The sequence below is a fragment of the Kitasatospora cineracea genome (assembly GCF_003751605.1).
Classification (GTDB): domain Bacteria; phylum Actinomycetota; class Actinomycetes; order Streptomycetales; family Streptomycetaceae; genus Kitasatospora; species Kitasatospora cineracea.
On record NZ_RJVJ01000002.1, the window covers coordinates 770,156 to 791,456 of the forward strand.

The window sequence follows — 21,301 nt, forward strand, 5'->3', positions numbered from 1 at the left end:
ACCGCTGCGGGGCAGGTTGCGGGGGTCGGCCGGGCGTCCCGGCTGACGGCGGGTCAGACTCCCGACACGCCGGTGTATTCCGGGAGTTCACCCACTGTTCACGCATCCGCCTTCTTCGCTTGGCCGCCCGGTCGGTCAGCGGCCCCGGGTGGGTTCGCCGCGGCGGACGGCGCCGGGGGCCCGGCGGGCCGGGCGGTCGGCGTGCCCGGCCGAAGTCAGCTGCCAGGGCACCGAGATGACCATCACGCCGGGGGTGAACAGCAGGCGGCTCTTGAGCCACAGCGCGGACTGGTTGTGCAGCAGGTTCTCCCACCAGTGGCCGACCACGTACTCGGGGATGAAGACCGCCACCGCGTCGCCGGGCCGAGCGGACGTCAGCTCCCGGACGTGCGCGACGACCGGCTTGGTGATCTCCCGGAACGGCGAGTCGAGCACCCGCAGCGGCACGTCCAGGCCGCTGCCGTCCCACCGGGCGCGCAGGTCGGCGGTGGCCTCGGGCTCGACGTCCGCGGTGACGGCCTCCAGCGTGTCGGGCCGGAACGCCTGTGCGTAGCCGATCGCCCGCAGGGTGGGCCGGTGCAGCTTGGAGACCAGCACCACGGCGTGCACCTGCCGGGGGCGGGGCGCCGGTTCCTCGTCCTCCGCCGCCAGTTCGGCGGCGACGGCGTCGTAGTGGCGGCGGATGCCGCGCATGGTCAGCCAGAGCAGCAGGGCGGCGACCACGGCCAGCCAGGCGCCCTGGGTGAACTTGGTGATCAGCACGATGACCAGTACCAGCGCGGTGGTGACGGCGCCCAGCCCGTTGATCACCCGGGAGCGCCGGGCGGCGGAGCGGGCGGCCGGGTCGGGCCCGGCGGCCAGGGCGCGGTTCCAGTGCCGGACCATGCCGATCTGGGAGAGCGTGAAGGAGGTGAACACGCCCAGGATGTACAGGTGGATCAGGCTGGTGACGTCCGCCTCGTAGAACCACAGCAGCGCCCCGGCCACCACGGCGAGCGCGACGATGCCGTTGGAGAACGCCAGCCGGTCGCCGCGGGTGTGCAGCTGCCGGGGCAGGTAGCGGTGCTGGGCGAGGATCGAGGAGAGCAGCGGGAAGCCGTTGAAGGCGGTGTTCGCGGCCAGGATCAGCACCAGCGCGGTGACCGCCTGGACGAAGTAGAACAGCACGCTGTCGGAGCCGCCGAAGACGCTCGCGGCGAGCTGGGCGATCACGGTCTGCTGGGTGTACGCGTGGCAGTCCCCGGCCAGGCCGGTCAACTGGCAGGCGTCCTCGACGTAGTGGACGTGCGAGGTGAGCGCGAGCAGCGTGACGCCGGCGAACATCACCACCGCGACGACGCCCATCACCGCCATGGTGGCGGCCGCGTTGCGGGACTTCGGGGCCCGGAACGCGGGCACCCCGTTGGAGATCGCCTCGACGCCGGTCAGCGCGGTGCAGCCGGAGGCGAAGGCGCGCAGGCCCAGCATCAGCAGGCCCAGGCCCTGCAGGGCGTCCTTGCCGTGCTCGGCGGCGACGCCCAGGTGCGCGGTCGGCGCCTGCGGGCCGTCGCCGAACGCGAGCCGGACCAGGCCGGTGACCACCATCAGCAGGATTCCGCCGATGAACAGGTAGGTCGGCGCGGCGAACGCCCGCCCCGACTCGCGCACGCCGCGCAGGTTGACCGCGGTCAGCAGCGCCACGAAGCCGAGCGCCAGCGCCACCCGGTGGTCGGCCAGCGAGCCGAACGCGGAGATGATGTTGTCCACCCCGGAGGCCACCGAGACCGCCACCGTCATCACGTAGTCGACCAGCAGCGAGGCGGCCACCACCAGCCCCGGGTTGGCCCCGAGGTTGCGCGAGACCACCTCGTACGAGCCGCCGCCGCTCGGGTAGGCGTGCACCACCTGCCGGTAGGACAGCACCACCACGGCCATCAGGGCGACCACGCCCAGGGCGATCCACGGCGTCAGGTACAGGAACGCGGTGCCGCCGACGGTGAGCACCAGCAGGATCTCGCCGGTCGCGTACGCCACCGAGGAGAGCGGGTCGGAGGCGAAGATCGGCAGCGCCAGCCGCTTGGGCAGCAGCGTCTCGCCGAGTTCCTCGCTGCGCATGGCGCGGCCGATCACGAGGCGCTTGAGCGCCTGGGGGAGGTTGAACACAGCACGGCAGCGTATGCGCCGCCGCTGATCGGCCGATCAGCCTGTCAGACTGTCGGATTTCTTGCGTTCTAGCAGGTCAGGGGCGGTTTCTTTGATCGAATCGAAGGCTCGGGCCCGAAACGGGCCTGCCGTTAAGGATTCGTCAATATCCGCGCGGCCCGGCGGGCAGCCGGGCCTCGATCGCCGCCAGCGCGGCCCGGAGCGCCGCCACGTCGGCCTTGTCCGCGACCTGGTCGCCCTCCTTGAGCTTCACCAGCAGCGTCCCGCCGGGCTCCAGCACGATCAGCGAGGTCTCCCCGATCGCGTCACCGCCCTGGTGCCGGACCGCCACGTCCAGGTCGGCCACCCGGATGCCCTGCCGGGCGATCGTCCGCCGGTCGTACACCCCGTCCCGGGCCAGCACCGTCGGCGTCCCGTCCAGCAGCCGGTTGAACCAGTTCCAGCGCGCCGCCTGCCGCACCAGCACCCAGTCGGTGGCCAGCAGCACCAGCGCCCCGTACAGGCCGCCGGTCACCGAGTCGTCGTTCCCGATCACCGCGTTCTGCACCACGTTGGACAGCAGCAGCATGACCACCAGGTCGAAGGTGTTCAGCTGGGCCAGCCCGCGCTTGCCGATCACCCGCAGCAGCACCAGCAGCGCCAGGTAGACCAGCACCGTACGGAGGGTCTTCTCGCCGTACGAGATGCCCGCGTCGAACATGTCCTGCCACATGGCGGCCACCGTAGGCGCCGGTGCGATCACCGCACCGGCGCCCACGCCAGCGGTCACCCGGGCGGCCCACCCGGGGCCGGGGCGGCTACGGGCGGCGGGTGGCCAGCAGCAGGCCGGAGGAGCAGTCCAGGCGGGTGGCGTGCAGTCGGGGGTCGGTGGTCAGCCGCTCGACCAGGGCGGCGACCGCCGGGGCGTGGCCGGCCGGCCAGGTCGGCTGCGGCAGCAGGTCGTCGACCAGGTACAGGCCGCCCGGGGCGAGCAGCTGCAGCGCCCGGTCGAGGTGGTGGAACTTGCCGGGCCAGGTGTCCGCGAAGACCAGGTCGAGGCTGCCGGGCGCCAGCGCGTCGATCAGCTCCGCCCCGTCCCCCACCACCAGCCGCAGCCGCGGGTCCGCCCCCAGGTGCTCGGCGGCGACGGCCGCGACCGCCGCGTCCTGCTCGACGCTCACCAGCGTCGCCGCCGCGTCCATCCCGCTCAGCAGCCAGCTCGTCCCCGCCCCGGCGCCGGTGCCCAGCTCCAGCACCCGGCCCCCGGGGCGGGCCGCCGCCAGCGTCCGCAGCAGCTGCCCCGTGGTCGCGTCGCAGGACATCGCGAAGCCGAGCGCCGCGCACCCCCGCTCGATCGCGGCCAGCACGGCGGGGTGGGAATCGGTGGTGAGCGTCATGGCGCGGCCTCCGGGAGTGGATGGGGTCCGTCGGTGAGCGCGACACGCTAGCGGCGGGGCCGGGGAGCGCACCGGGAATTCCGCTCCGCGGACGGGCGGTGCGGGCCCCGGACGGGCGGTGCGGGCCCCGGGCGGGCGGAGTCGGGCGGGGTGGGTGCTTGGCAGGCGCGGCGCGAGCGATAAATATGACTTAAGTGACCTTTTTCCCTTCTGGGTGGATGTGGGTGTTTGAAAGCCTTGCTCTCGTCCGACCTGCCGAAGGAGACCCCCGTGACCGGCACCCCCCGGCGCGCCGTCCGTCTGCTGCTCATGGCTGCCGCCTCGCTGTGCGTGCTGCTGCCGCTGCTGCGCGGCGCCACCACGGCCGGGGCGATCACCGAGTTCGGGGTCGGGCGGGACGTCGCGGTGGCCGCCCAGCTGGGGTCGGCGCTGGCGATGCTGACGGCGCTGCTGGTGTCCGGCCGGCTGGTGGACGCCTGGGGGTGGCCGCGGGTGCTGCGCTGGTCGCTGGGGGCGATGGCGGCCGGGGGCGCCGTCGCGGTCACCGCCGGACACCCCTGGACGTACCTGGCGGGGCGGGCCGTGGAGGACGCCGGCTCGGCCGGGGTGCTGATCGCCGCCCTGGCCTCCGTCCCCGTGCTGAACCTGCCCGGCCGGATCACCCGGGTGGTCGGCGGGGCGGTCGCCGGGGTCGCCGTGGTCTTCGTGCTCGGCGCGAACGTCGCCGTGCGGATCGACACCGCGGCCGGCTGGCGGCTCGGCGAGTCGGTGGTCCCGGCCGCCGCCGCGCTGCTGCTGCTCGCCGCACTGCGCCTGCTGCCGCGCGACCGGCTGCCCCGCGCCGGCCCCCGGCCGGCCCCCGTCTGCGGCCCCGGCGTCGCGGCGGCCGCCCTGCTGGCCGTCGCGGGCCTGGAACTGGGCCCGCTGCGCGACTGGTCGGACCCGCTGGTCGGCGGGCTGCTGGGCGCCGCCGCGGTGCTGCTCGCGGCCTGCCGGGCCCGGACCGTGCTGCCGGCCCGCCGCCGGCCCGCCCCCGCCCCGCCCGGGGTGCCGGCCCGGGCCGCGGCCGGGGCGATCACCGCGGGCGCGACGCTCGGCTTCACCCAGCTCGCGCTGACCGCCGCCGTCCCCGTGCTGCTGCTCCAGCGCGGCGTGACGGTGGCCCACGTGACGCTGTCGATGTCCGGCTACGGGCTGGGCATGCTGGCGGCCGGGTTGACCGCCCGGCGCTGGCGGCTCACCCCGCTGACCAGCTCCTCGCTCGGCCTGCCGCTGGCCGCCGTCGGCCTGGCCTCGCTGCACTTCCTGCCCGCCGGGGCCGGGCAGGCCGCCCTGGTCGCGGGCGCGGTCGCGGTGCTGGTCGGCTTCGGCCTGGTGGTCACGCAGATCCCCTACCTGGCCGGTTTCCTGGCCGCGCTCCCCCGGCAGCGGCGGGCGGCCGCCTCCGCGCTCTACCCGGTGGCGATCCTGTTCGGCGGGGTACTGGCGCAGACCGTCCCGGGCAGCTCGGCCCTGCTCACCGTTGGGGGCGACGCCCGCGCGCTGAGCACCGTGCTCTGGGTGGCCTGCGGGGCGGTCGCCCTGGTGGCGATGGTGCTGGGCCGCCCCGTGGTGTCGCTGACCGTCGCCGCGGCCGCCGGACTCCAGCACCTGCTGCTGGTCGCACTGGCCGGCGGGAGCGTCGCCGGCCGCCCCGGCGCCGCCACCGCCGCGCTCGCGGTCGGCGCGGCGATGGGGCTGGTCGCCTGGGGCCGCCGCCAGCAGTCGGAGCGGCTGGCCCGCGTCCGGGCCAACGAGATCGCCCTGCAACAGGCCGTGCTGCACCCGATCCCGGCCCGGCTCGGCGAACTGCGGCTGACCGGCCACTACCAGCCCGCGACGGCCGGCACCGGCGTCGGCGGCGACTTCTTCGAGGCGGTGCGCACCCCGCACGGCACCCGGCTGCTGATCGGCGACGTCCGCGGCAAGGGCCTGCAGGCCGTCCAGACCGTCACCGACCTGCTCGGCTGCTTCCGCTCCCAGGCGCACGAGACCGCCGACCTCGGCGAACTCGCGGCCCGGCTGGACCGCCAGCTGGCCCGGCTGGCGGCGGCCCGCGGCGACGAGGAACTGTTCGCCACCGCGCTGCTGCTCCAGCACCGGGACGGCATCGACCAGGTCGAGGTGGTCAACTGCGGGCACCTCGCCCCGCTCCGGATCGGCCCGGACGGCGTCCGCGCCACCCCCGTCCCCGCCCTGCTGCCGCTCGGCCTCGGCGCGCTCGGCCTCGGCCCCGCCCCCGCCCCCACCCCGCTGGCCCTGCCCGGCGGCTCGGCCCTGCTGCTGCACACGGACGGGCTCAGCGAGGCCCGCAACTCCTCCGGCGAGTTCTACCCCCTGGGCGAACGCCTCTCCGTCCTGCGCGCCACCGACCCCGGCCGCCTGATCGCCGGCCTCGCCTCCGACGTCCGCGACTGGACGCACCAGCTCTCGGACGACATCGCCCTGATCGCCCTGACCCGGGCCTAGCCGGTGGGGGCGGAACCGCGGAGAGGAGGGAGGGGCGGGAGCGGGGACGGGCGCGGGCTGGGGGCGGGGACAGGGATGGGGGAAAGAGGGGCGGGGAGCGGGGACCGGGCGGGTGCGGGAGGGGTGTGTCCCGGTGGCGGATTCGGGGTGGCGCCGGGAGGGTGGCTGGCGGGGGGCGCAGCGGATTTCCTGAACCGGAAAGAGCGAGAGATGCCCGAAGTCACCACCCCGTACGCGACCGGCACCCCGTGCTGGGTCGATCTGATGGCGAAGGACCAGCAGGCGGCGCTGGACTTCTACCGCGACCTGCTCGGCTGGCAGGGCAAGCCCGGCCCGGCCGAGTTCGGCGGCTACGCGGTCTGCGAGCTGGACGGCCGGGCCGTCGCCGGGATCGGCCCGGCGATGGCGCCCGAGGGGATGCCGGAGCCGCCGACCGTCTGGACCGGCTACCTGGCCAGCACCGACGCCCAGGCCACCCAGGAGGCGATCGTCTCCGCGGGCGGCACGCTGCTCGTCCCGGCCATGGACGTCGGCGACCTGGGCCGGATGCTGGTCGCGGCGGACCCGCAGGGTGCGGTGTTCGGCGTGTGGCAGCCCGGCGAGTTCTTCGGCGCGAAGGTCGTCAACGAGCCCGGCGCGCTGACCTGGAACGAGCTGCACACCAGTGACGTGCCGGCCGCCACCGCGTTCTACGGCGAGGCGTTCGGCATCGAGATCGAGCCGCTGGACGGCGCGGACTCGTACTGGGAGCTGCGGGTCGGCGGCCGGGCGGTCGGCGGGGTCACCCTGCTGGCCAACGACCCGCCCGGCACCCCGGCGCACTGGCTGACGTACTTCTCCGTCGACGACGTGGACTCCACCGTGGACGCGCTGGTCAAGCGGGGCGGCACGGTGCTCGCGCCGCCGTTCGACATGATGGCGGGCCGGATGACGGTGGTCGCCGACCCGCAGGGCGCGCCGTTCGCCATGATCAGGCCGCAGCCGCTGGCGTGACGCCACGGGTGCCCGCGCACCGCCCGTCCCGGTTCGGTCCGGGGCGGGCGGTGCGGTGCTGTCGGGGCGGGGGTCAGGGGAGGATGGGGCCGCAGGTGACCAGGAGGGGGAGGACCGGGGCGGCGGCCGAGGCGAGGGTGGCGGCGGCGCGGAGGGCGGGGTGGGGGGCGGGGGCGGGGGCGAGGAGGCGGCGGACGCGGAGGAGGGCGGCGGGGCCTCCGGCGGCGAAGGCGGTGCGGGGGACCTGGCCGTCGGCGACCCGGTACATGGCGGCGGCGAGGACGGCGCGCGGGTGGCGGCGGACGGCGCGGTCGTCGGCGGCCATCTCCAGTAGCAACGGCGTCTCGCGGGCGGCGAGGCGGGCCAGGGGCAGGAACGGGAAGGCGGCGGCGAGGGCGTCCGCGGCGGTGCGGGCCAGGTGGTGGCGGCCGGTGACGTGGGCGCGTTCGTGGGCCAGGACGGCGGCCAGTTGCCGGTCGGTGAGGAGTTCGAGGGCGCCGCGGGTGAGCACGATCCGGGAGCGCCGGCCGGGCAGGCAGTACGCGGCGGGGGTGTCGTGGTCCAGGACGTGCGCGCCGAGGTCGCGGTCGCGGGCGGCGACCAGGTCGAGGACGGCGCGGTGCCGGCGGCGGTGCCGGGCGGTGCGGGCCAGGGCGGCGGTGAACCGTCCGAGCGGCCAGAGCGCGACGGCTGCGGGCAGCAGCAGGCGCCAGTTGCCGCCGGCCGCCAGGCCGCCGGGGTGGTCGACGCCGCAGACGTGCATCAGCCCGGCCAGTCCGAGGTGCAGGTGGACGCCCGGCACGGCGAGGTGGTGGACGGCCAGCACCAGGGCGGTGACGAAGGACAGGGCGAGCGCCTGCCAGAGCGCGACGGCCAGCCGGGGCGCGCGGTGCGTCCAGCCGGCCCGGGCCAGCGGCAGCGGGGCGAGCACGCCGACCAGCAGGGCGTAGCCGAGCAGGGCGAGGGCGGCCGTCACCGGGGGTCCGCCCCGGGTCGGCGGGGGTCGCGGTCGGTGGTGTCGACGGAGTCGATGGCGGTGCGCAGGGCGGCGAGTTCCTCGGGGGTGAGCTGCTCGACCAGGTGGGCCAGGGCGCCGGTGGGGTTGGGGCTCTCGCCGAGCACGTCGCGCATCAGGGCGGCGCTGTACGCCTCGCGGCTGCAGGCGGGGCGGTAGCTCCAGGCCCGGCCGGACTTCTCGCGGCGCAGCAGGCCCTTGCGGTGCAGGATGTCGGCGACCGTCATCACGGTGGTGTAGGCGAGCGGCCGGGTGCGGTTGAGGTCGTCGACGATCTCCCGGACGGTGGCCGGGCGGTCCCAGGTCCACAGGCGGTCCATGATCTCCGCCTCCAGGTCGCCGAGTCTGCGCACCGCCCGTTCCGCCTTCCTTGTCGTCCCGGCGCTCATCGTAGTGGGCGGGGGCGGGTTGCCCGACTTTCTACTGAACTACTAAGTTGTCTCGTAGTGATGGCCCGGACGTCGCCCGGACGACGGGTGCCCGACCTTGGGGAGAGAGCGCAGCCGATGGGAACGCACCGACGGCCCCGACCGGCCGGACGCACCAGGACCGCCGTGCTCGGCGCGGCCGCCGGCGCCGCCGTCCTGCTGCCCGCCACCGGCGCCAACGCCGAACCGGCGCCCGGCATCGACCAGGTGAAGGCCCAGGTCGACGGCCTGTACGAACAGGCCGAGGCCGCCACCGAGCAGTACAACAAGGTCGACGAACGCGCCGAGCAGCTCCAGGACGAGGCCGGCAGGCTCCAGGACCGGCTGGCCGGACAGCAGGCCCGGATCATCGCCCACCAGGAGGCCCTGGGGGCGCTGGCCGCCGAGCAGTACCGCAGCGGCGGCATCGACCCGAGCGTGCGGCTGATGCTCAGCTCCTCCCCCGACGAGTACCTCCGGCAGGCCGGACTCCAGGACCTGGCGGGCAGCCGGCAGGCCGACGCCCTGCGCGACGCGCTGCGGCTGCAGCAGTCGATCGACCAGGCCCGCTCGGAGACCGCCGCGAAGCTCGCCGAACTGGAGCAGGCCCGCACCATCCTGGGCAGCAAGAAGGCCGAGGTGCAGGACAAACTCGCCGAGGCCGGCCGCGTCCTGGCCGGGCTGAAGGCCGCCGACCGGGCCCGCGTCCTCGGCGACGACACCCCGGCCGCGTCCCGGAGTTCGGCCCGCGGCGGGACCTACGACGGACCCGCCACCGGGCAGACCAAGGCCGTCCTCGACTACGCCTACGCCCAGCTCGGCAAGCCCTACCGGTGGGGCGGCGCCGGGCCCGACTCCTTCGACTGCTCCGGCCTGACGCAGATGGCCTACCGGGCCGGCGGCGTCAGCCTCCCCCGCGTCACCCAGGACCAGTGGAACGCGGGCAAGCACGTCGCCCGCGCCGACCTCCGGCCCGGCGACCTGGTCTTCTACTACAGCGACCTGCACCACGTCGGCATCTACGTCGGCAACGGCAAGCTGCTGCACGCCCCGCGCACCGGCAAGAACATCCAGATCGTCGACCTGGACGTGATGCCCTACGTCGGAGCGGTCCGGCCCTGACGCCGGGCGGGGGGCTGCCCGCGGGGGCGGTGCGGCGGTACAACGGGGGCATGGGAAAGCAGTGGGTCACCGTGCTGTACGTGCTCGCGATGGCGGCCGTCGTGGTCGGTGTGGACGTCCTGTTCTTCCGCGACCGCTTCTGGGAGCGGCTGGCGGTGAACGTCGGGATCGTGCTGATGTTCCTGGCGTTCTACCTGCGCTTCCTGAAGCACTCGTGAGGCCGGCCGGGCGGCGGGTGGGCCGCCGCCCGGCCGGGGCGCGGGTCAGCGGACGGTGACGCAGGGGCGGCCCAGCGAGCGGCCGTTGAGGTAGCCCTGGCCGCAGACGACGGAGCCGGAGCTGACCGTGTGGCCGATCAGGTCGAAGCGCCAGACGCCGCTCCGGCCCGAGTGGTCGGGGACGCCGTTCAGGCCGGGGCCCTCGATGCTGAAGCGGTCGATGGCGAAGTGGCCGTCGGTGGAGACGGTGGCGTCGTGCAGGATGCCGCCGTCGTGCGAGACCGCCAGGAAGATCTGGCCGTCGTGGCCGCCGTCGATCACCGCGCCCGCCGGGTCGGCGGCCGCCAGGGCCAGGGTGCAGGCGGCGGCCAGGGCCAGGACGGCGCGCAGGGGACGGCGCGGGGCCGGGATGGTCGGCGGTCGGAGCTGCTGGAACATGCAGGGGTCCTCGTTCTCGGTCGGCGACCCTCCCAGGGACAGGTCGGGTCGTGTGCGATCCAGTGGGGCCAGGATGGCGGGCGGGCCGCCCCGTTCCCCGGCGGCGCAACCGGGAGCCACCCGAACGGGTGAGGGTTGGCGAGAGGTGCCCGGCGGGAGGGTGGGCAAGAGGTGCCCCGGCGGGTGGGGCGAGGGCGGGGCGAAGGGCGTTCCGGCGGGCGGGGGCGGGCGCGGGGCGGCGCGGCTGGCCGGGACGGTGGCGGGCCGAGGCGGCGCGGCGCGGCGCGGCGGGCGGGGGTGCCCCGGCGGTGGGGGGCGGTGAGGGCTGTGCCAGGATCTGCGCAGTTCATCGGGGTGGTGTCGCCCCGGACCGGATCGGAGGGAACAGCCGTGGCCGACCTCGTCGCACCCCAGCCCCTGCTGCTGCGGGACGGGCGCCCCGCCGCCGCCGGGTGGTCGCTCGATCCGGGGATGCGGCACCTGAACCACGGCTCGTTCGGGGCGGTGCCGCTGGTCGCGCAGCGCGAGCAGCAGCGGCTGCGCGAGGAGATGGACGCCTCGCCGGTGGTGTGGTTCCCCGGGCTGCCCCGGCGGGTGGCCGCCGCGCGGGCCGCGATCGCCGCATTCCTGCGGGTGCCGGCCGAGTTCACCGCGCTGGTGCCGAACGCCAGCGCCGGGGCGAGCGCCGTCTACGGCAGCCTGCCGCACCGGGACGGCGGGGAGGTGCTGGTCACCGACCACGGCTACGGGGCGGTCACCATGGGCGCGGCCCGGCTGGCCCGGCGCTGGGGCGGGGCGGTGCGCACCGTGCACGTGCCGCTGGCGGCGGGGCCGGCCGAGGCCGCGGCGGCGGTGACCGGGGCGGTGACGGAGCGGACGGCGCTGATCGTGCTGGACCGGATCACCTCGGCGACCGCCCGCTACCTGCCGGTCGACCTGGTCGGGGCGTTCGCCCGCGAGCGCGGCATCCCGCTGCTGGTCGACGCCGCGCACGTGCCCGGCCTGGACGAGGACCCGCTGGCCGGGGCGGACTGCGACGCCTGGGTCGGCAACCTGCACAAGTTCGGCTGCGCGCCGCGCGGCACCGCCGCGCTCGTCGCCCGCGGCGAACTCCGGCACGCCCTCCACCCGTTGATCGACTCATGGGGCGCGGAGGAGCCGTTCCCGGAGCGCTTCGACACCCAGGGCACGCTGGACGTCACCGGCTACCTGGCCGCGCCCACCGCGCTCGACTTCGTTGCCGGGCAGTGGGGTTGGGCCGAGGCCCGCCGCTACATGAGCGAACTCGCCGACTACGCCGAGCAGTTGATCGGCGACGCGATCGCCGCCGCGACCGGGGAGCCGGCCGCGGCGGACGTCGGCATGCCGGTGAACGCCCTGCGGCTGGTCAGGCTCCCGGCCGGGCTGGGCCGCACCCGCCTGGAGGCCGACGGCCTGCGCGACCGGCTGGCCGCCGAGTTCGGCGTCGAGGCGGCGTTCACCAGCTTCGGCGGGACGGGGTACTTCCGGCTGTCCACGCACGCGTACAACACGGCGGAGGACTACGAGTACTTCGCGGAGCGGTGCGTGCCGGTGCTGTGCGGGTGGGCCCGGGAGCGGTGACCGGGCCCACCCGGGTCATTCGGCGGGGAGTCGGTAGTCGAACCGGATGCGGTGGGTGCCGTCCTCGTCGACCGTGATGGCGCCGGTCCCGGTGATGCCCGTCAGGCCGGCGGTGCCGCTGCCGGGGACGACGACGAAGTACTCGCCGTCGCGGCCGGTGCCCAGGGTGGTGGCGGAGTGCGCGAAGTTGAAGGTGCCCTCGGCGCCGTGCAGGGTGCCGGCGAAGGACTCCATGGCGAGGTAGGTGCCCACGCCGGCGGCCTGGTCGTAGGCGGCGGTGAACAGGGTGTCGGCCCGGCCCTCCACCTCGCCGTGGAACTCCTTGCGCATGGTGGCGACGCCGACCCCCGCGGCGGTCCGGATCCCGCTCTCCGGGACGGGCGCGGGGGTGAACTCGTGGACGGTGAAGGTTCCCGATGCTCGCATGGGCGCGATGGTAGGCGGCCGCACCGACAACCCGGCGCGGGCCGGGAGGTGACGCGGGGTCAGGGCGTGCGGTCGAGGACCCAGGCCGGGTAGCCGCCGGTGGGGGCGGCGGCCGGGGCGGCGCGCCGACGGCGGCGGGCCAGCAGGGCGAGCAGCAGGGAGACCGGGAGGAAGGGCAGGCCGGCCAGGAAGAGGGCGCCGACCGTCACCAGCGCGGCGGAGCCCCGGCTGTCGCGGCCGGACACGGTGCCGAGCGGGACGCTGTCCCACTGCCGGGAGTCGACGGAGTTGGCGCGGTGGTCGCCCAGCACGAACATCCGGCCCGCCGGGACGGTGACGTCGAAGCAGCGGAAGCCGTTCGGGGTGCCGCCCCGGAGGTAGGGCTCGTCGAGCGGGGCACCGTTCAACTGGACCGGCTGGTCGCCGCACTGGGAGACGTGGTCGCCGCCGAGGGCGATCACCCGCTTGAAGTGCGTCCGGTTCGGGTCGCCGGAATCGGTGGCGTACGAGAACACCACGGCGTCGCCGCGCCGGACGTCCTGCGGGGCGACCGCGAAGGTGGTGATCCGCTGGCCGGGGCGGTAGGTCGGGGACATGTCGCCGGCGCCCAGGGTGTACACGTGCGGCTTGAGGTACAGCGCGAGGCCGACCCCGGCGGCCGGGAGCAGCAGCCCCAGGACCAGGGTCACCAGCGCGGCCTTGCCGAGCCCGCTCCACCGTTGCATGCCGTCCTGCCTCCGTCGCCCGTCCGCCCGTCCACCCGTCCACCCGTCCACCCGTCCGCGCCCCGCGGCCGCGGCGTTCGCGCGGGGTGGAGCGGAGCAGACCGGGAGTGTAGCGGGCGGCTCGAACGTCTGTCGGTCCCGGTCGGGCCGGACTGCTGCCGCTACCGGTCGAGGTCGTCCGGTTCGAGGTCGTCCGGCTGCGGGGCGGGCGGCTTGGGGTCGGCCACCCAGCCGGCGGCCAGGACCAGGCGGGAGGTGCGGTGGACGGCGAGGAAGGCGAACGGGCGGTCGAAGGTGGCGGTGATCCGGCGGACCGCGTACGGGGGCCGGGTCGCGGCGGCACCGACGGCGAGGCCGAACGCGGTGACGGCGGCGGCCCGGAAACCGCGCGGGCCGAAGACGGCGGTGGCGGACTGCCGGGCGGCGGTGACGGCGAGCGGGTCGGGGCTGATGCCGGGGAAGTGGCCGGTGCCGGTGTCGGTGGCGGTGCGCAGGCCGAACAGGTCGGGGCGGTGGAGCAGGTCGTGGTCGTCCGCCAGGTCGAACTCGACCGTCCGGGCCAGGAGTAGGGGCTCGCGGGTGTAGCTGCGCACCCAGCCGGCCTCCAGGCCGGGGCCGGGCGCGCCGTCGGGGAGGGCGGTGCCGGGGCGCAGCCGGGCGGGGTGTTCGGCGGTGCGGACGGCGGCGGCGAGCACCGCCCCGGGGGCGGCGTCCTCGGGGCCCAGGCAGAGGTGGACGTCGACGCCCTGCAGGCCGAGCACCTTGAGCACGGTGAGCGGACCGGCCGCGGTGTCGGCGACGCCGACCCGGTCGAGCAGGCCGGTGACGCGGTACAGGCCGGCGACGGTGCGGCCCCGCCAGGCGCCGGCCTCGGGCCGCTCGTCGTAGGACTGGAAGCGGCGGATCCAGTCGGTGCGGACGGTGAGCGCACCGGCCAGCACGAGTTCGGTGTCCGGGGTGGTCCCGACGGGCATCCGGGGGATCTGCCCGGCCGTCCGGTCGGCGGCCCAGGCGTCGAGCGCGGCCCGGTCCGCGTCCGGGTCGCCGGTGATCCGGCCGAGGCTGTACGGGGGCAGGGCGGCGGTCCAGGCCGGTTCGAGCGGGAGCCGGTCCCTGGTCCAGACGCCGAGGGCCGAGCTGACGCCGGGCGTGCGGTCGAGGGCGGCGAGCAGTTCGCGTCCGGCGCCGGCGGCCTCTCCGGTCGGGACGCCGAGGGCGTCGGCGAGTTCGCGGGCGGCGGGGCCGGCCGATCCGGCGGCGAGCAGGGCGAGCGGGGCCCAGGCGCCGGGGCCGCTGAAGGCGGCGTTCCGCCCGGCGGCCGGGGCCTGCCGCGCCCAGCGGGCGGTCAGGTCGTTGACGGCTCGGACGGTGCGGTACATCGGCACGGCGCGGTTCTCCCCCGGGGTCGGTCCCGGGCCGGATCGTAGGGGTTCGGCGCGGGCGGGGGCGAGTGGTTAACGAGCGGTCAGGCGGTGCCGGGGGCGTCGGCGGAGGTCTCGGCGGGGGTGGCTTCGGGGGCGTCGGCGGTCTCGGCGTCGAGCCAGGCGAGGTAGTCGGGGGCTCCGGTGGTGACCGGGACGGCGATCGCCTCGGGGGTGTCGTAGCCGTGCAGTTCGCCGATCCGGGCGACGAGGCGGTCGGCGAGGGCGGCCCGGGTCTTGAGGTCGACGCGCCACTCGGGGGCGTCCTGGACCTCGCCGCCCCACCAGTACACCGAGCGGATGGGGTGGACCTGCGCACAGGCGGCGAGGCGTTCGCGGACCAGGGCGGTGGCGAGGGCGCGGGCGGCGGCCTCGTCCTCGTGGGTGGTCGTCACCACCACGTGCTGGTGCGGGTGTTCGGTCGGACGGTCGTGCGGACCGCCGTCCGGACGGTCGTGCGGACGGTCGTGCGGGTGCTGCGGCTCGGTCATGGGCCGAGCGTACGGGGGGCGGGAGCGGCGGGAGCGGCGGGAGGGAAGACGGGGCGGGGGGCGGGGTTCCGGCGGGATCCGGTGGATCGGGAGGGAAGACGGGGCGGGGACGGGATCCGGTGGGGCGCCATGACGGCCCGGGCACCCCGCGCTCGGGCCGTCATGACGCTCGGCAGGCGCGGCCCCGGTCTCCCGGTTTTCCCCTCCCGGGGAGTGGGGCCGTGCCGCCGCTTCGGGTGGCTGACGCCGCTGACCGCCCGCGTGGGGGTGGGGTCGGTCAGCGACGGGACCGGGGGCCGGTCAGCGGCGCTGCCAGAGGGCCGGGACGTTCGGCGGCTCCCAGCCGGCGTACGCGATGTGGCCCTGGATGCAGACGTAGCTGACGCCGTTGTAGGTGACGACGTCACCGGCCTTGTAGCTGGCGCCGACCGTCCAGGTGGTGGAGCCGCCGCCCGTGTTGCTCGGGCTGGGGCTCGGCGAGCCCGGGTTGGAGCTGCTGGGGCTGGGGCTGGGCGAGCCGGTGCCGTTGACGTTGAGCACGAAGTCGAAGCTGGCTTCGCTGCCGTTGCCGACCTGGCGGACCGTCATCAGCAGGGCCGGGTCGTAGATGGTGTCGGTGGCGTTGCGCGGCTCGTTCGGGAAGTACAGCTGGGTGGTGAGGATCGGCTGGTTGGGCGCCTGCACCTTGACGTGGATGTGCCGGGTGCGGCCCGGGTAGAGGCCCGGGATGATCGTGGTCAGCGAGTACGCGCCGTTGGCGGCGCTGAACTGGTGGCCGCGGAAGGTGTAGCCGGAGTTGTCGTAGTTGCCGTTGGTGTCGGCCTGCCAGAAGTCCAGCAGGGCACCGGAGATCGGTACGCAGTTCCGGCCGAAGACGTAGCCGCTGACGGTCAGCGGGGTGCCCTGGGTGCCCGGGGTGACCAGGTTGGTGCGCAGCGGGGAGCCCGGCTTGAAGTACGGGCCCTCGATCTGCTCGCCGGTGACGTGCCCGTCGCTGCACTGGGGGGTGAGCGGGGCCGGGACGTCGGCGGCGACCGCGTCGCGGGCCAGCGCGACTCCGCTGCCGATCAGGACCGGCGCGGCGCCGGCCAGGGCGGCGGCCTTGAGCAGGCCCTTGCGGCTGATCTTGCGATCGGCCAGGTCGCCCAGGCCGTCCAGCGGGTTGTGGGGGGTGGACATGGCTCTCCGTTCGACTGCTTCGTGGGTCGCCGCACGCCCGGATTCCGTTGGATGGGACATGACACCTGGAGAGGTCGGGTCTCCCGACACGGCGGCGCGGTGGGGTGCCTCAGACGCTAGGCCCTGCCCGCCCGGGCCGTCGATGGACGGGGGCGGCGGGACGTGGTGCATTCCTCAGGCTCCGCCACGCGGTGTTCGACGGAGCGTCAGCAGGGCTTCGCGCGCAGCTCGCCGGGCGTGTACCCGCGGGGCCGTGCCGGGGCCGCGGTGAGGGGTGCCGGGGCCGCGATGGGGGTGCCGGGGCTGCGGCGGGCGGTGGGCGGCGGGCGGCGGGCGGCGGGGTCAGCTCGCCTTCTCGCGGAACTCGCCCGGGGTGCGGCCCACTTCGCGGCGGAAGAAGCGGCAGAAGTAGGCCGGGTCGGAGAAGCCGGCCGCCGCCGATACCTGACGGATCGTCATGTCCGTGGTGGTGAGGAGGCGTTTGGCCTCCAGGGTCTGCTGCTCGCGGACCAGCCGGGCCGGGGTGCGGCCGGTGGCCTCCTTCACCACCTCGTGCAAGTAGCCTGCGGAGACGCCGAGTTCGCGGGCCAGCGCGAGGACCGAGCGGTCGGTGCGGTCGGCGTCGGTGATCATCCGGACGAACCGGTCGGCCAGCGGGTGGCCCGCCGTCCGGGGGGCGGCCGGGGCGCCGCGGCCGCGCGCCACCCGCAGCGCGCGCACCAGCAGGACGTGCAGCAGCGCCTGCAGCACGCCCAGCGCACCGTCCAGGCCGCCCTCGTGCTCGGCCACCAACTCCCGCAGCATTCCGGTGAGTTCGCGGTGCTCGCGGCGGTCCGGTCGGAGTGCCGGGCCGGTGGCCAGCGAGCGCAGCAGGGCCAGGTCCTCCGGGTGCCGGTGCAGGAAGTCCTCGTTGAACAGCAGCACCCAGCCGTCCAGCCGGCCCGCCCCGCGCCAGCGGTGCACCTGGCCGGGCAGCACCGCGTACAGCGTGGGCGGCTGGATCCGGTGCTCGGCCAGGTCGATGACGTGGGTGCCGCTGCCCGCCGTGACGTAGGCCAGCTCGTAGAACGAGTGCCGGTGCGGGAAGTCCGCCCGGGAGAGCGGCCCGATGCCGTCGAAGCTGCCCGCCGCGAATGGCAGCAGCCCCGGGTCGGGCACGTCCAGATCGTGCAGTTCCAGGCCGGTGGCCGGTCGGAGACTCATCGCGCCAGTGTGCGCAAACGGCCCCGGCTCCGTCCAGTGGTCCAGACCAAGTGGCACGTACCGGCAAGCGGCGGGGCGGGGGCGGGTGGTGGTGGGTGGCGGGAGAGCGGTGGGTGAGGGCGGGGAGGTGGGTGGAGGACGGGGGGTGGTGGGTGGTGGTGGCCGGTGCGGGACGGTAGGGGAAAGTCGACCATCGGGTCTCCACCTGGGCGTCATGACCGGGTTCGGCTGCCGTACTGGAATGGGGGTGTGATCGACCAATGCCTCCGGTCCGGCTACCGGGTTCCGGAACGACGCCTGTGGTGGTGTGCGGGTTGGGTGGGCTGCGCCGGGTGGGCGGGGCTGTTCCCGCTGGTTTCGGGGCTCGGGCCGCACCGGGGCTGGGGGGCCGTAGCCGCGGTCGGGTACCTGCTGGCCGCGGGCGTGGCGCTGCTGCCGCGCGGGGTCGCTCGTGCGGGTGGGGTCGGGCTGTCCGCGTTGACGGCGTTCGGCGGGGCCGTGCTGGTACCGGGGGTGCTGCTGGTCGGGCGGGGCAGCGGGCAGAGTGAGGTGACGGTGCTGGCCCGGGCCGGGGACCTGCTGCTGGCGCACGGTTCGCCGTACCTGGCCGCGCCGGCGGGCCCCGCCGAGGTGACGCCCTACCTGCCCGGGATGGCCCTGTTCGGGCTGCCGCACGCGCTGTTCCGGGGCGGTGGCGGGCCGGTGGCCGATCCGCGGGTCTGGTGCGCGGTCGCGTTCCTGGCCGCCGGGTGGGCCGCGTGGCGGGCGCTGCCCGTGCGGGTCGGGGCGCGGCCGGTGGTGCGGTCGGCGGTGCGGGAGCGGGAGCGGGAGCGGGTGCTGGTCGGGGCGGGGTGGGGGGCCGGGCCGCTGCCGGGGACCGGGGCGGGGGCTGACGTGCCGTCGGGGACGGCGGACGCGGGGGCCGGGGTGGTGGCGCTGGTGGCGTCGCCGCCGGTGGCGCTGGCGTTGGCGGCCAGCGGGGTCGACCTGCCGCTGACCGGGCTGCTCTGCCTGGCCCTGGCGTTCGGCGCGGCCGGGCGGCCGACCGGGGCGGGGCTGGCGCTGGCCGCCGCGGGCGCGCTCAAGTGGACGGCCTGGCCCGCCGTCGCCGTGGTGGTGGCGCTGCTCGCGGCGACCGCCGGGCGGCGGGCGGCGCTGCGCTGCGCCGGGCTCGCGGCGGCCGGGACGGCGCTGCTGGTGCTGCCGTGGCTGCTTCGCGCGCCGGGGCCGATGCTGCGCCAGGTCTTCGCGTTCCCGCTCGGCCGGGGCCCGTGGCCCACCCCGGCGGCCAGCCCGCTGCCGGGCCGACTGCTCGCGGACCTCGGCCCGGCCGGGTGGGGTGCGGCCGTCGGGCTGCTGCTGCTCGGCGGGGCGGTGGTGGGGCTCTCCCTGCTGCTCCGGCCGCCCCGCTGCGCGGTAGCGGCCGCCGACCGGCTGGCGGCCGGGCTGGCGCTGGCCTTCCTGCTCGCCCCCGCCGGGCGCTTCGGCTACCTGGCGCTGCCGCTGTTCCTGTCCGCCTTCGTCCGCCTCGCGGCCCGGCGGCACCCGCCCGCCTGAGCCCCGCCCCCCGGTCCGCCCCTCCGGCCGGACCCTCTCGTCCGAGCCCTGGTCCGCGGTCCGGCCGCTCCCCCGTCGGGTGCGCGGCCGCGCTGCCGCCTGCCCGCAACACCCCTGCCCTGAAGGGAATTTACTGCTTTGTCGACTCTTGAAGAGGACGCCTCCGTGGGCACCACCCTGATCGTCACCAACGACTTCCCGCCCCGGCAGGGCGGCATCGAGACCTTCGTGCACGCGATGGCCGTCCGGCTGGCCGGGCAGGGGGTGGTGGTGCTGACCTCGGCCGAGCCGGGGGCGGCGGCGTTCGACGCGGGGCTGCCGTTCCCGGTGGTGCGGGAGCCGGTGCGGATGCTGCTGCCGACGGCGCGGACGACCCGGCGGGCGGTGGAGCTGGCGGCCGAGCACGGGTGCGACCGGGTCTGGTTCGGGGCGGCGGCGCCGCTCGCGGCGATGGCCCCGGCGCTGGCCCCGGCGCTGCGGCGGGCCGGGAACGGAGCTGGGAACGGAGCTGGGAACGGAGCTGGGAACGGAGTTGGGGCGGGGCGGCTGGTGGCGACCACGCACGGGCACGAGGTGTGGTGGGCCCGGGCCCCGTTGGCGCGCCGGGTGCTGCGCCGGGTCGGTGCGTCCTGCGACACCGTCACGTACCTCGGCGAGTACACCCGGCGCCGGATCGCACCCGCGCTGGGGCCGGGGGCGGTACTGGAGCGGCTGGTGCCGGGGGTGGACCCGGCGGTGTTCCGGCCCTCGGCGGCGGACCGGCGGGCGGTGCGCGAACGGTACGGGCTGGGGCGGCGGCCGGTGGTGCTGTGCGTGGCCCGGCTGGTACCGCGCAAGGGGCAGGACGTGCTGATCCGGGCGCTGCCGCTGATCCGCCGTCACATACCGGACGCCGTGCTGCTGCTGGTGGGCGACGGACCGGACGGGGCGCGGCTGCGGCGGCTGGCCCGGCGCTGCCCGCCGGACGCGGTGGTGTTCGCGGGCGGGCACGGGCACCCGGACACCGCCCGGTTCTACGCGGCGGCGGACGTCTTCGCCATGCCGTGCCGGACCCGGCGGGCGGGGCTGGAGGCGGAGGGCCTGGGCATCGTCTTCCTGGAGGCGTCGGCGAGCGGGCTGCCGGTGGTCGCCGGGCGTTCGGGCGGCGCGCCGGACGCGGTGCTGCCGGGCCGGACCGGGACGGTGGTCGACGGGCGGCAGGCCGGAGAGGTCGCCGAGGCGGTGCTGGAGTTCCTCCAGGACCCTTCCCGGGCCCGGGAGTTCGGGCGGGCCGGGCGGGAGTGGGTGACCCGGGAGTGGTCCTGGGACGCCTCGGCCCGGCGGCTGGCGGGGATGCTGGCGGGGCGGGACGGCTAGGCCGTTTCTTTCAGACCATCCGATTGCTGGTTGGTGTGTCATTGGCTGACGCGCGGTGGGCGCGGATGGAGCCGTTGCTGCCGGATCGGACGCCGAGGTAGGGCGAGTGGTGGCGGGATTACCGGAGGCCGCGCGCTACGGTGAAGTCCGTCGCAGGGGACCCGGTCCGGTGAAGTCGTGAAAATCGCTGGATGCGATGTCGATCCGCCCTCTACCTTCGCACGGTGAGCCACTATGCGATGTCAGCCGAGGATGCACTCGCGCTTCTGGCGCGGCTCCGCGCCCACGGCGTAGATGCGTGTGTGGGTGGTGGGTGGAGCGTGGATGCACTGCTCGGGGAGCAGACGAGAGATCATTCCGACCTCGATCTATGGGTGCCGGCCGTACATCTTGACCGGCTGTTCGTTGCGTTCGGGGAGGCCGGCGTCGACCGAATCTTCCCGTGGCCTGGTGACAGGCCGTGGAACTTCGTTCTGCACGACGGCGTGGGCTTGCGGGTCGACTTGCACCTCTACGAGTCTCTTGCGGATGGATCGCTGCACTACGGATCCGTGGTGGACGGCGACGCCTTTCCGGCTGAGGCACTCGCCGGACACGGTTTCATCGCCGGGACCGCGGTGCGTTGCGAGTCGGCCGAGTGGGCGGTGCGCTGCCATACGGGATACCCGGCTCGTGATGTCGATCGCCATGATGTCCCCCTGCTGTGCCGGAAGTTCGGGATCCCGCTGCCTGAGAGTTTCGAGCCCTGAGTCCCCCAAACCATTTCATTGGGATCACCTGGCTGACCAAATGAAGACGGCGGCGAGGTAGGAGGTGGCGGTTTTGTCGTAGCGGGTGGCCGGGCCGCGCCATTGCTTGAGCTTGTCGACCGCGACGACCCAGTCGAGGTCTCCTTCGGCATCCGCCTGAGCGAGCAGGGCGGTGAAGGCCTTTTCCCATGTGCCGTCGACCGCCCGCATCCGCAGCCGGTTGTGGGCGCCCTTCCACGGCCCGAAGCGCTCGGGTAGATCCATCCACGGCGTGCCGGTGCGGTACTTGTGTCCCGCGCCCGCTGCGCGTCAGTCAACGACACACCAACCAACGATCAGATGATCTGAAAGAAACGGCCTAGGGGGCGTATCG

General features: G+C 75.6%; 20 protein-coding genes and 1 pseudogene. 8 read left to right on the top strand and 13 right to left on the bottom strand.

Annotated features, from left to right (window positions below; genetic code table 11):
- Positions 1 to 135: 135 nt before the first annotated feature.
- From EDD39_RS29935 to EDD39_RS29945, 3 genes are all read right to left on the bottom strand, one after another.
- Complete coding sequence (locus tag EDD39_RS29935; RefSeq protein WP_123563435.1) at positions 136 to 2,094, bottom strand: APC family permease; 1,959 nt, start codon at positions 2,092 to 2,094, stop codon at positions 136 to 138.
- Positions 2,095 to 2,284: 190 nt separating this feature from the next.
- The gene (locus EDD39_RS29940) at positions 2,285 to 2,854 is read right to left on the bottom strand and encodes a DUF421 domain-containing protein (RefSeq protein WP_123562039.1); all 570 of its coding nucleotides are present in this window, start codon (positions 2,852 to 2,854) and stop codon (positions 2,285 to 2,287) included.
- Between the two features lie 85 nt (positions 2,855 to 2,939).
- Positions 2,940 to 3,518 (bottom strand): O-methyltransferase, encoded by a 579-nt coding sequence (locus EDD39_RS29945; protein ID WP_123562041.1) that lies wholly within the window; start codon positions 3,516 to 3,518, stop codon positions 2,940 to 2,942.
- 270 nt (positions 3,519 to 3,788) lie between these two features.
- Here EDD39_RS29945 and EDD39_RS29950 point away from each other — a divergent pair, with 270 nt between their 5' ends.
- Complete coding sequence (locus EDD39_RS29950) at positions 3,789 to 6,026, top strand: PP2C family protein-serine/threonine phosphatase (protein ID WP_123562042.1); 2,238 nt, start codon at positions 3,789 to 3,791, stop codon at positions 6,024 to 6,026.
- Positions 6,027 to 6,236: 210 nt separating this feature from the next.
- Positions 6,237 to 7,019, top strand: a complete 783-nt coding sequence (locus EDD39_RS29960) for a VOC family protein (protein ID WP_123562044.1) — start codon at positions 6,237 to 6,239, stop codon at positions 7,017 to 7,019.
- Between the two features lie 73 nt (positions 7,020 to 7,092).
- On the opposite strand, the gene EDD39_RS29965 is transcribed toward EDD39_RS29960, so the two are convergent.
- Complete coding sequence (locus tag EDD39_RS29965) at positions 7,093 to 7,995, bottom strand: M56 family metallopeptidase (RefSeq protein WP_123562046.1); 903 nt, start codon at positions 7,993 to 7,995, stop codon at positions 7,093 to 7,095.
- Positions 7,992 to 8,387 (bottom strand): BlaI/MecI/CopY family transcriptional regulator, encoded by a 396-nt coding sequence (locus tag EDD39_RS29970; protein WP_123562048.1) that lies wholly within the window; start codon positions 8,385 to 8,387, stop codon positions 7,992 to 7,994. The genes EDD39_RS29965 and EDD39_RS29970 overlap by 4 nt, the downstream gene beginning before the upstream one ends.
- 153 nt (positions 8,388 to 8,540) lie before the next feature.
- On the opposite strand from EDD39_RS29970, the gene EDD39_RS29975 reads away from it, so the two are divergent.
- Together EDD39_RS29975 and EDD39_RS39920 are read left to right on the top strand one after the other, a co-directional pair.
- Positions 8,541 to 9,563, top strand: coding sequence for a C40 family peptidase (locus EDD39_RS29975; RefSeq protein WP_123562049.1), 1,023 nt, complete (start codon positions 8,541 to 8,543; stop codon positions 9,561 to 9,563).
- 50 nt (positions 9,564 to 9,613) lie between these two features.
- Positions 9,614 to 9,781: a hypothetical protein gene (locus tag EDD39_RS39920; protein WP_162870250.1), complete on the top strand. Its 168-nt coding sequence runs from the start codon at positions 9,614 to 9,616 to the stop codon at positions 9,779 to 9,781.
- 45 nt (positions 9,782 to 9,826) lie between these two features.
- On the opposite strand, the gene EDD39_RS29980 is transcribed toward EDD39_RS39920, so the two are convergent.
- Positions 9,827 to 10,219, bottom strand: a complete 393-nt coding sequence (locus EDD39_RS29980) for a hypothetical protein (protein WP_123562052.1) — start codon at positions 10,217 to 10,219, stop codon at positions 9,827 to 9,829.
- A gap of 390 nt (positions 10,220 to 10,609) precedes the next feature.
- Between EDD39_RS29980 and EDD39_RS29985 the strand changes: the two genes are divergently transcribed.
- Entirely contained in the window at positions 10,610 to 11,821 is a 1,212-nt protein-coding gene (locus EDD39_RS29985) for an aminotransferase class V-fold PLP-dependent enzyme (protein WP_123562053.1), read from the top strand.
- Between the two features lie 15 nt (positions 11,822 to 11,836).
- On the opposite strand, the gene EDD39_RS29990 is transcribed toward EDD39_RS29985, so the two are convergent.
- From EDD39_RS29990 to EDD39_RS30015, 6 genes are all read right to left on the bottom strand, one after another.
- Positions 11,837 to 12,247, bottom strand: a complete 411-nt coding sequence (locus EDD39_RS29990) for a DUF3224 domain-containing protein (protein WP_123562055.1) — start codon at positions 12,245 to 12,247, stop codon at positions 11,837 to 11,839.
- A 59-nt stretch (positions 12,248 to 12,306) separates the two neighbouring features.
- Positions 12,307 to 12,972, bottom strand: a complete 666-nt coding sequence (gene lepB, locus EDD39_RS29995; protein ID WP_123562057.1) for a signal peptidase I — start codon at positions 12,970 to 12,972, stop codon at positions 12,307 to 12,309.
- 161 nt (positions 12,973 to 13,133) lie between these two features.
- Positions 13,134 to 14,351 carry a serpin family protein gene (locus EDD39_RS30000; protein ID WP_162870299.1) on the bottom strand — a complete coding sequence of 406 codons (1,218 nt, stop codon included), beginning with the start codon at positions 14,349 to 14,351 and terminating at the stop codon, positions 13,134 to 13,136.
- An 86-nt stretch (positions 14,352 to 14,437) separates the two neighbouring features.
- Positions 14,438 to 14,884, bottom strand: a complete 447-nt coding sequence (cutA, locus tag EDD39_RS30005; protein ID WP_123562061.1) for a divalent-cation tolerance protein CutA — start codon at positions 14,882 to 14,884, stop codon at positions 14,438 to 14,440.
- Positions 14,885 to 15,184: 300 nt separating this feature from the next.
- Positions 15,185 to 16,063 (bottom strand): dioxygenase family protein, encoded by an 879-nt coding sequence (locus EDD39_RS30010; protein ID WP_123562063.1) that lies wholly within the window; start codon positions 16,061 to 16,063, stop codon positions 15,185 to 15,187.
- A gap of 342 nt (positions 16,064 to 16,405) precedes the next feature.
- Positions 16,406 to 17,266 (bottom strand): helix-turn-helix domain-containing protein, encoded by an 861-nt coding sequence (locus EDD39_RS30015; protein WP_123562065.1) that lies wholly within the window; start codon positions 17,264 to 17,266, stop codon positions 16,406 to 16,408.
- 318 nt (positions 17,267 to 17,584) lie between these two features.
- On the opposite strand from EDD39_RS30015, the gene EDD39_RS30020 reads away from it, so the two are divergent.
- From EDD39_RS30020 to EDD39_RS30030, 3 genes are all read left to right on the top strand, one after another.
- On the top strand, positions 17,585 to 18,823 hold the full coding sequence (locus EDD39_RS30020; protein WP_123562067.1) for a hypothetical protein: 1,239 nt from the start codon (positions 17,585 to 17,587) through the stop codon (positions 18,821 to 18,823).
- 165 nt (positions 18,824 to 18,988) lie between these two features.
- Positions 18,989 to 20,179 carry a glycosyltransferase family 4 protein gene (locus EDD39_RS30025; protein WP_123562069.1) on the top strand — a complete coding sequence of 397 codons (1,191 nt, stop codon included), beginning with the start codon at positions 18,989 to 18,991 and terminating at the stop codon, positions 20,177 to 20,179.
- 224 nt (positions 20,180 to 20,403) lie between these two features.
- The gene (locus tag EDD39_RS30030; RefSeq protein WP_244257360.1) at positions 20,404 to 20,928 is read left to right on the top strand and encodes a nucleotidyltransferase domain-containing protein; all 525 of its coding nucleotides are present in this window, start codon (positions 20,404 to 20,406) and stop codon (positions 20,926 to 20,928) included.
- A 24-nt stretch (positions 20,929 to 20,952) separates the two neighbouring features.
- Here EDD39_RS30030 and EDD39_RS30035 read toward each other — a convergent pair.
- Positions 20,953 to 21,204 (bottom strand): annotated as a pseudogene (locus EDD39_RS30035) (hypothetical protein); the annotation flags it as partial.
- Between the last annotated feature and the right edge of the window lie 97 nt (positions 21,205 to 21,301).

Bases quoted from the DNA above. Each gene is read 5' to 3' on its own strand.
- EDD39_RS30000 (WP_162870299.1), bottom strand. From the start codon at position 14,351: ATGTACCGCACCGTCCGAGCCGTCAACGACCTGACCGCCCGCTGGGCG.
- EDD39_RS29990 (WP_123562055.1), bottom strand. From the start codon at position 12,247: ATGCGAGCATCGGGAACCTTCACCGTCCACGAGTTCACCCCCGCGCCC.
- EDD39_RS29935 (WP_123563435.1), bottom strand. From the start codon at position 2,094: ATGCGCAGCGAGGAACTCGGCGAGACGCTGCTGCCCAAGCGGCTGGCG.
- cutA (WP_123562061.1), bottom strand. From the start codon at position 14,884: ATGACCGAGCCGCAGCACCCGCACGACCGTCCGCACGACCGTCCGGAC.
- EDD39_RS29980 (WP_123562052.1), bottom strand. From the start codon at position 10,219: ATGTTCCAGCAGCTCCGACCGCCGACCATCCCGGCCCCGCGCCGTCCC.
- EDD39_RS29975 (WP_123562049.1), top strand. From the start codon at position 8,541: ATGGGAACGCACCGACGGCCCCGACCGGCCGGACGCACCAGGACCGCC.
- EDD39_RS39920 (WP_162870250.1), top strand. From the start codon at position 9,614: ATGGGAAAGCAGTGGGTCACCGTGCTGTACGTGCTCGCGATGGCGGCC.
- EDD39_RS29940 (WP_123562039.1), bottom strand. From the start codon at position 2,854: ATGTGGCAGGACATGTTCGACGCGGGCATCTCGTACGGCGAGAAGACC.
- EDD39_RS30010 (WP_123562063.1), bottom strand. From the start codon at position 16,063: ATGTCCACCCCCCACAACCCGCTGGACGGCCTGGGCGACCTGGCCGAT.
- EDD39_RS29960 (WP_123562044.1), top strand. From the start codon at position 6,237: ATGCCCGAAGTCACCACCCCGTACGCGACCGGCACCCCGTGCTGGGTC.
- EDD39_RS29945 (WP_123562041.1), bottom strand. From the start codon at position 3,518: ATGACGCTCACCACCGATTCCCACCCCGCCGTGCTGGCCGCGATCGAG.
- EDD39_RS30015 (WP_123562065.1), bottom strand. From the start codon at position 17,266: ATGAGTCTCCGACCGGCCACCGGCCTGGAACTGCACGATCTGGACGTG.
- lepB (WP_123562057.1), bottom strand. From the start codon at position 12,972: ATGCAACGGTGGAGCGGGCTCGGCAAGGCCGCGCTGGTGACCCTGGTC.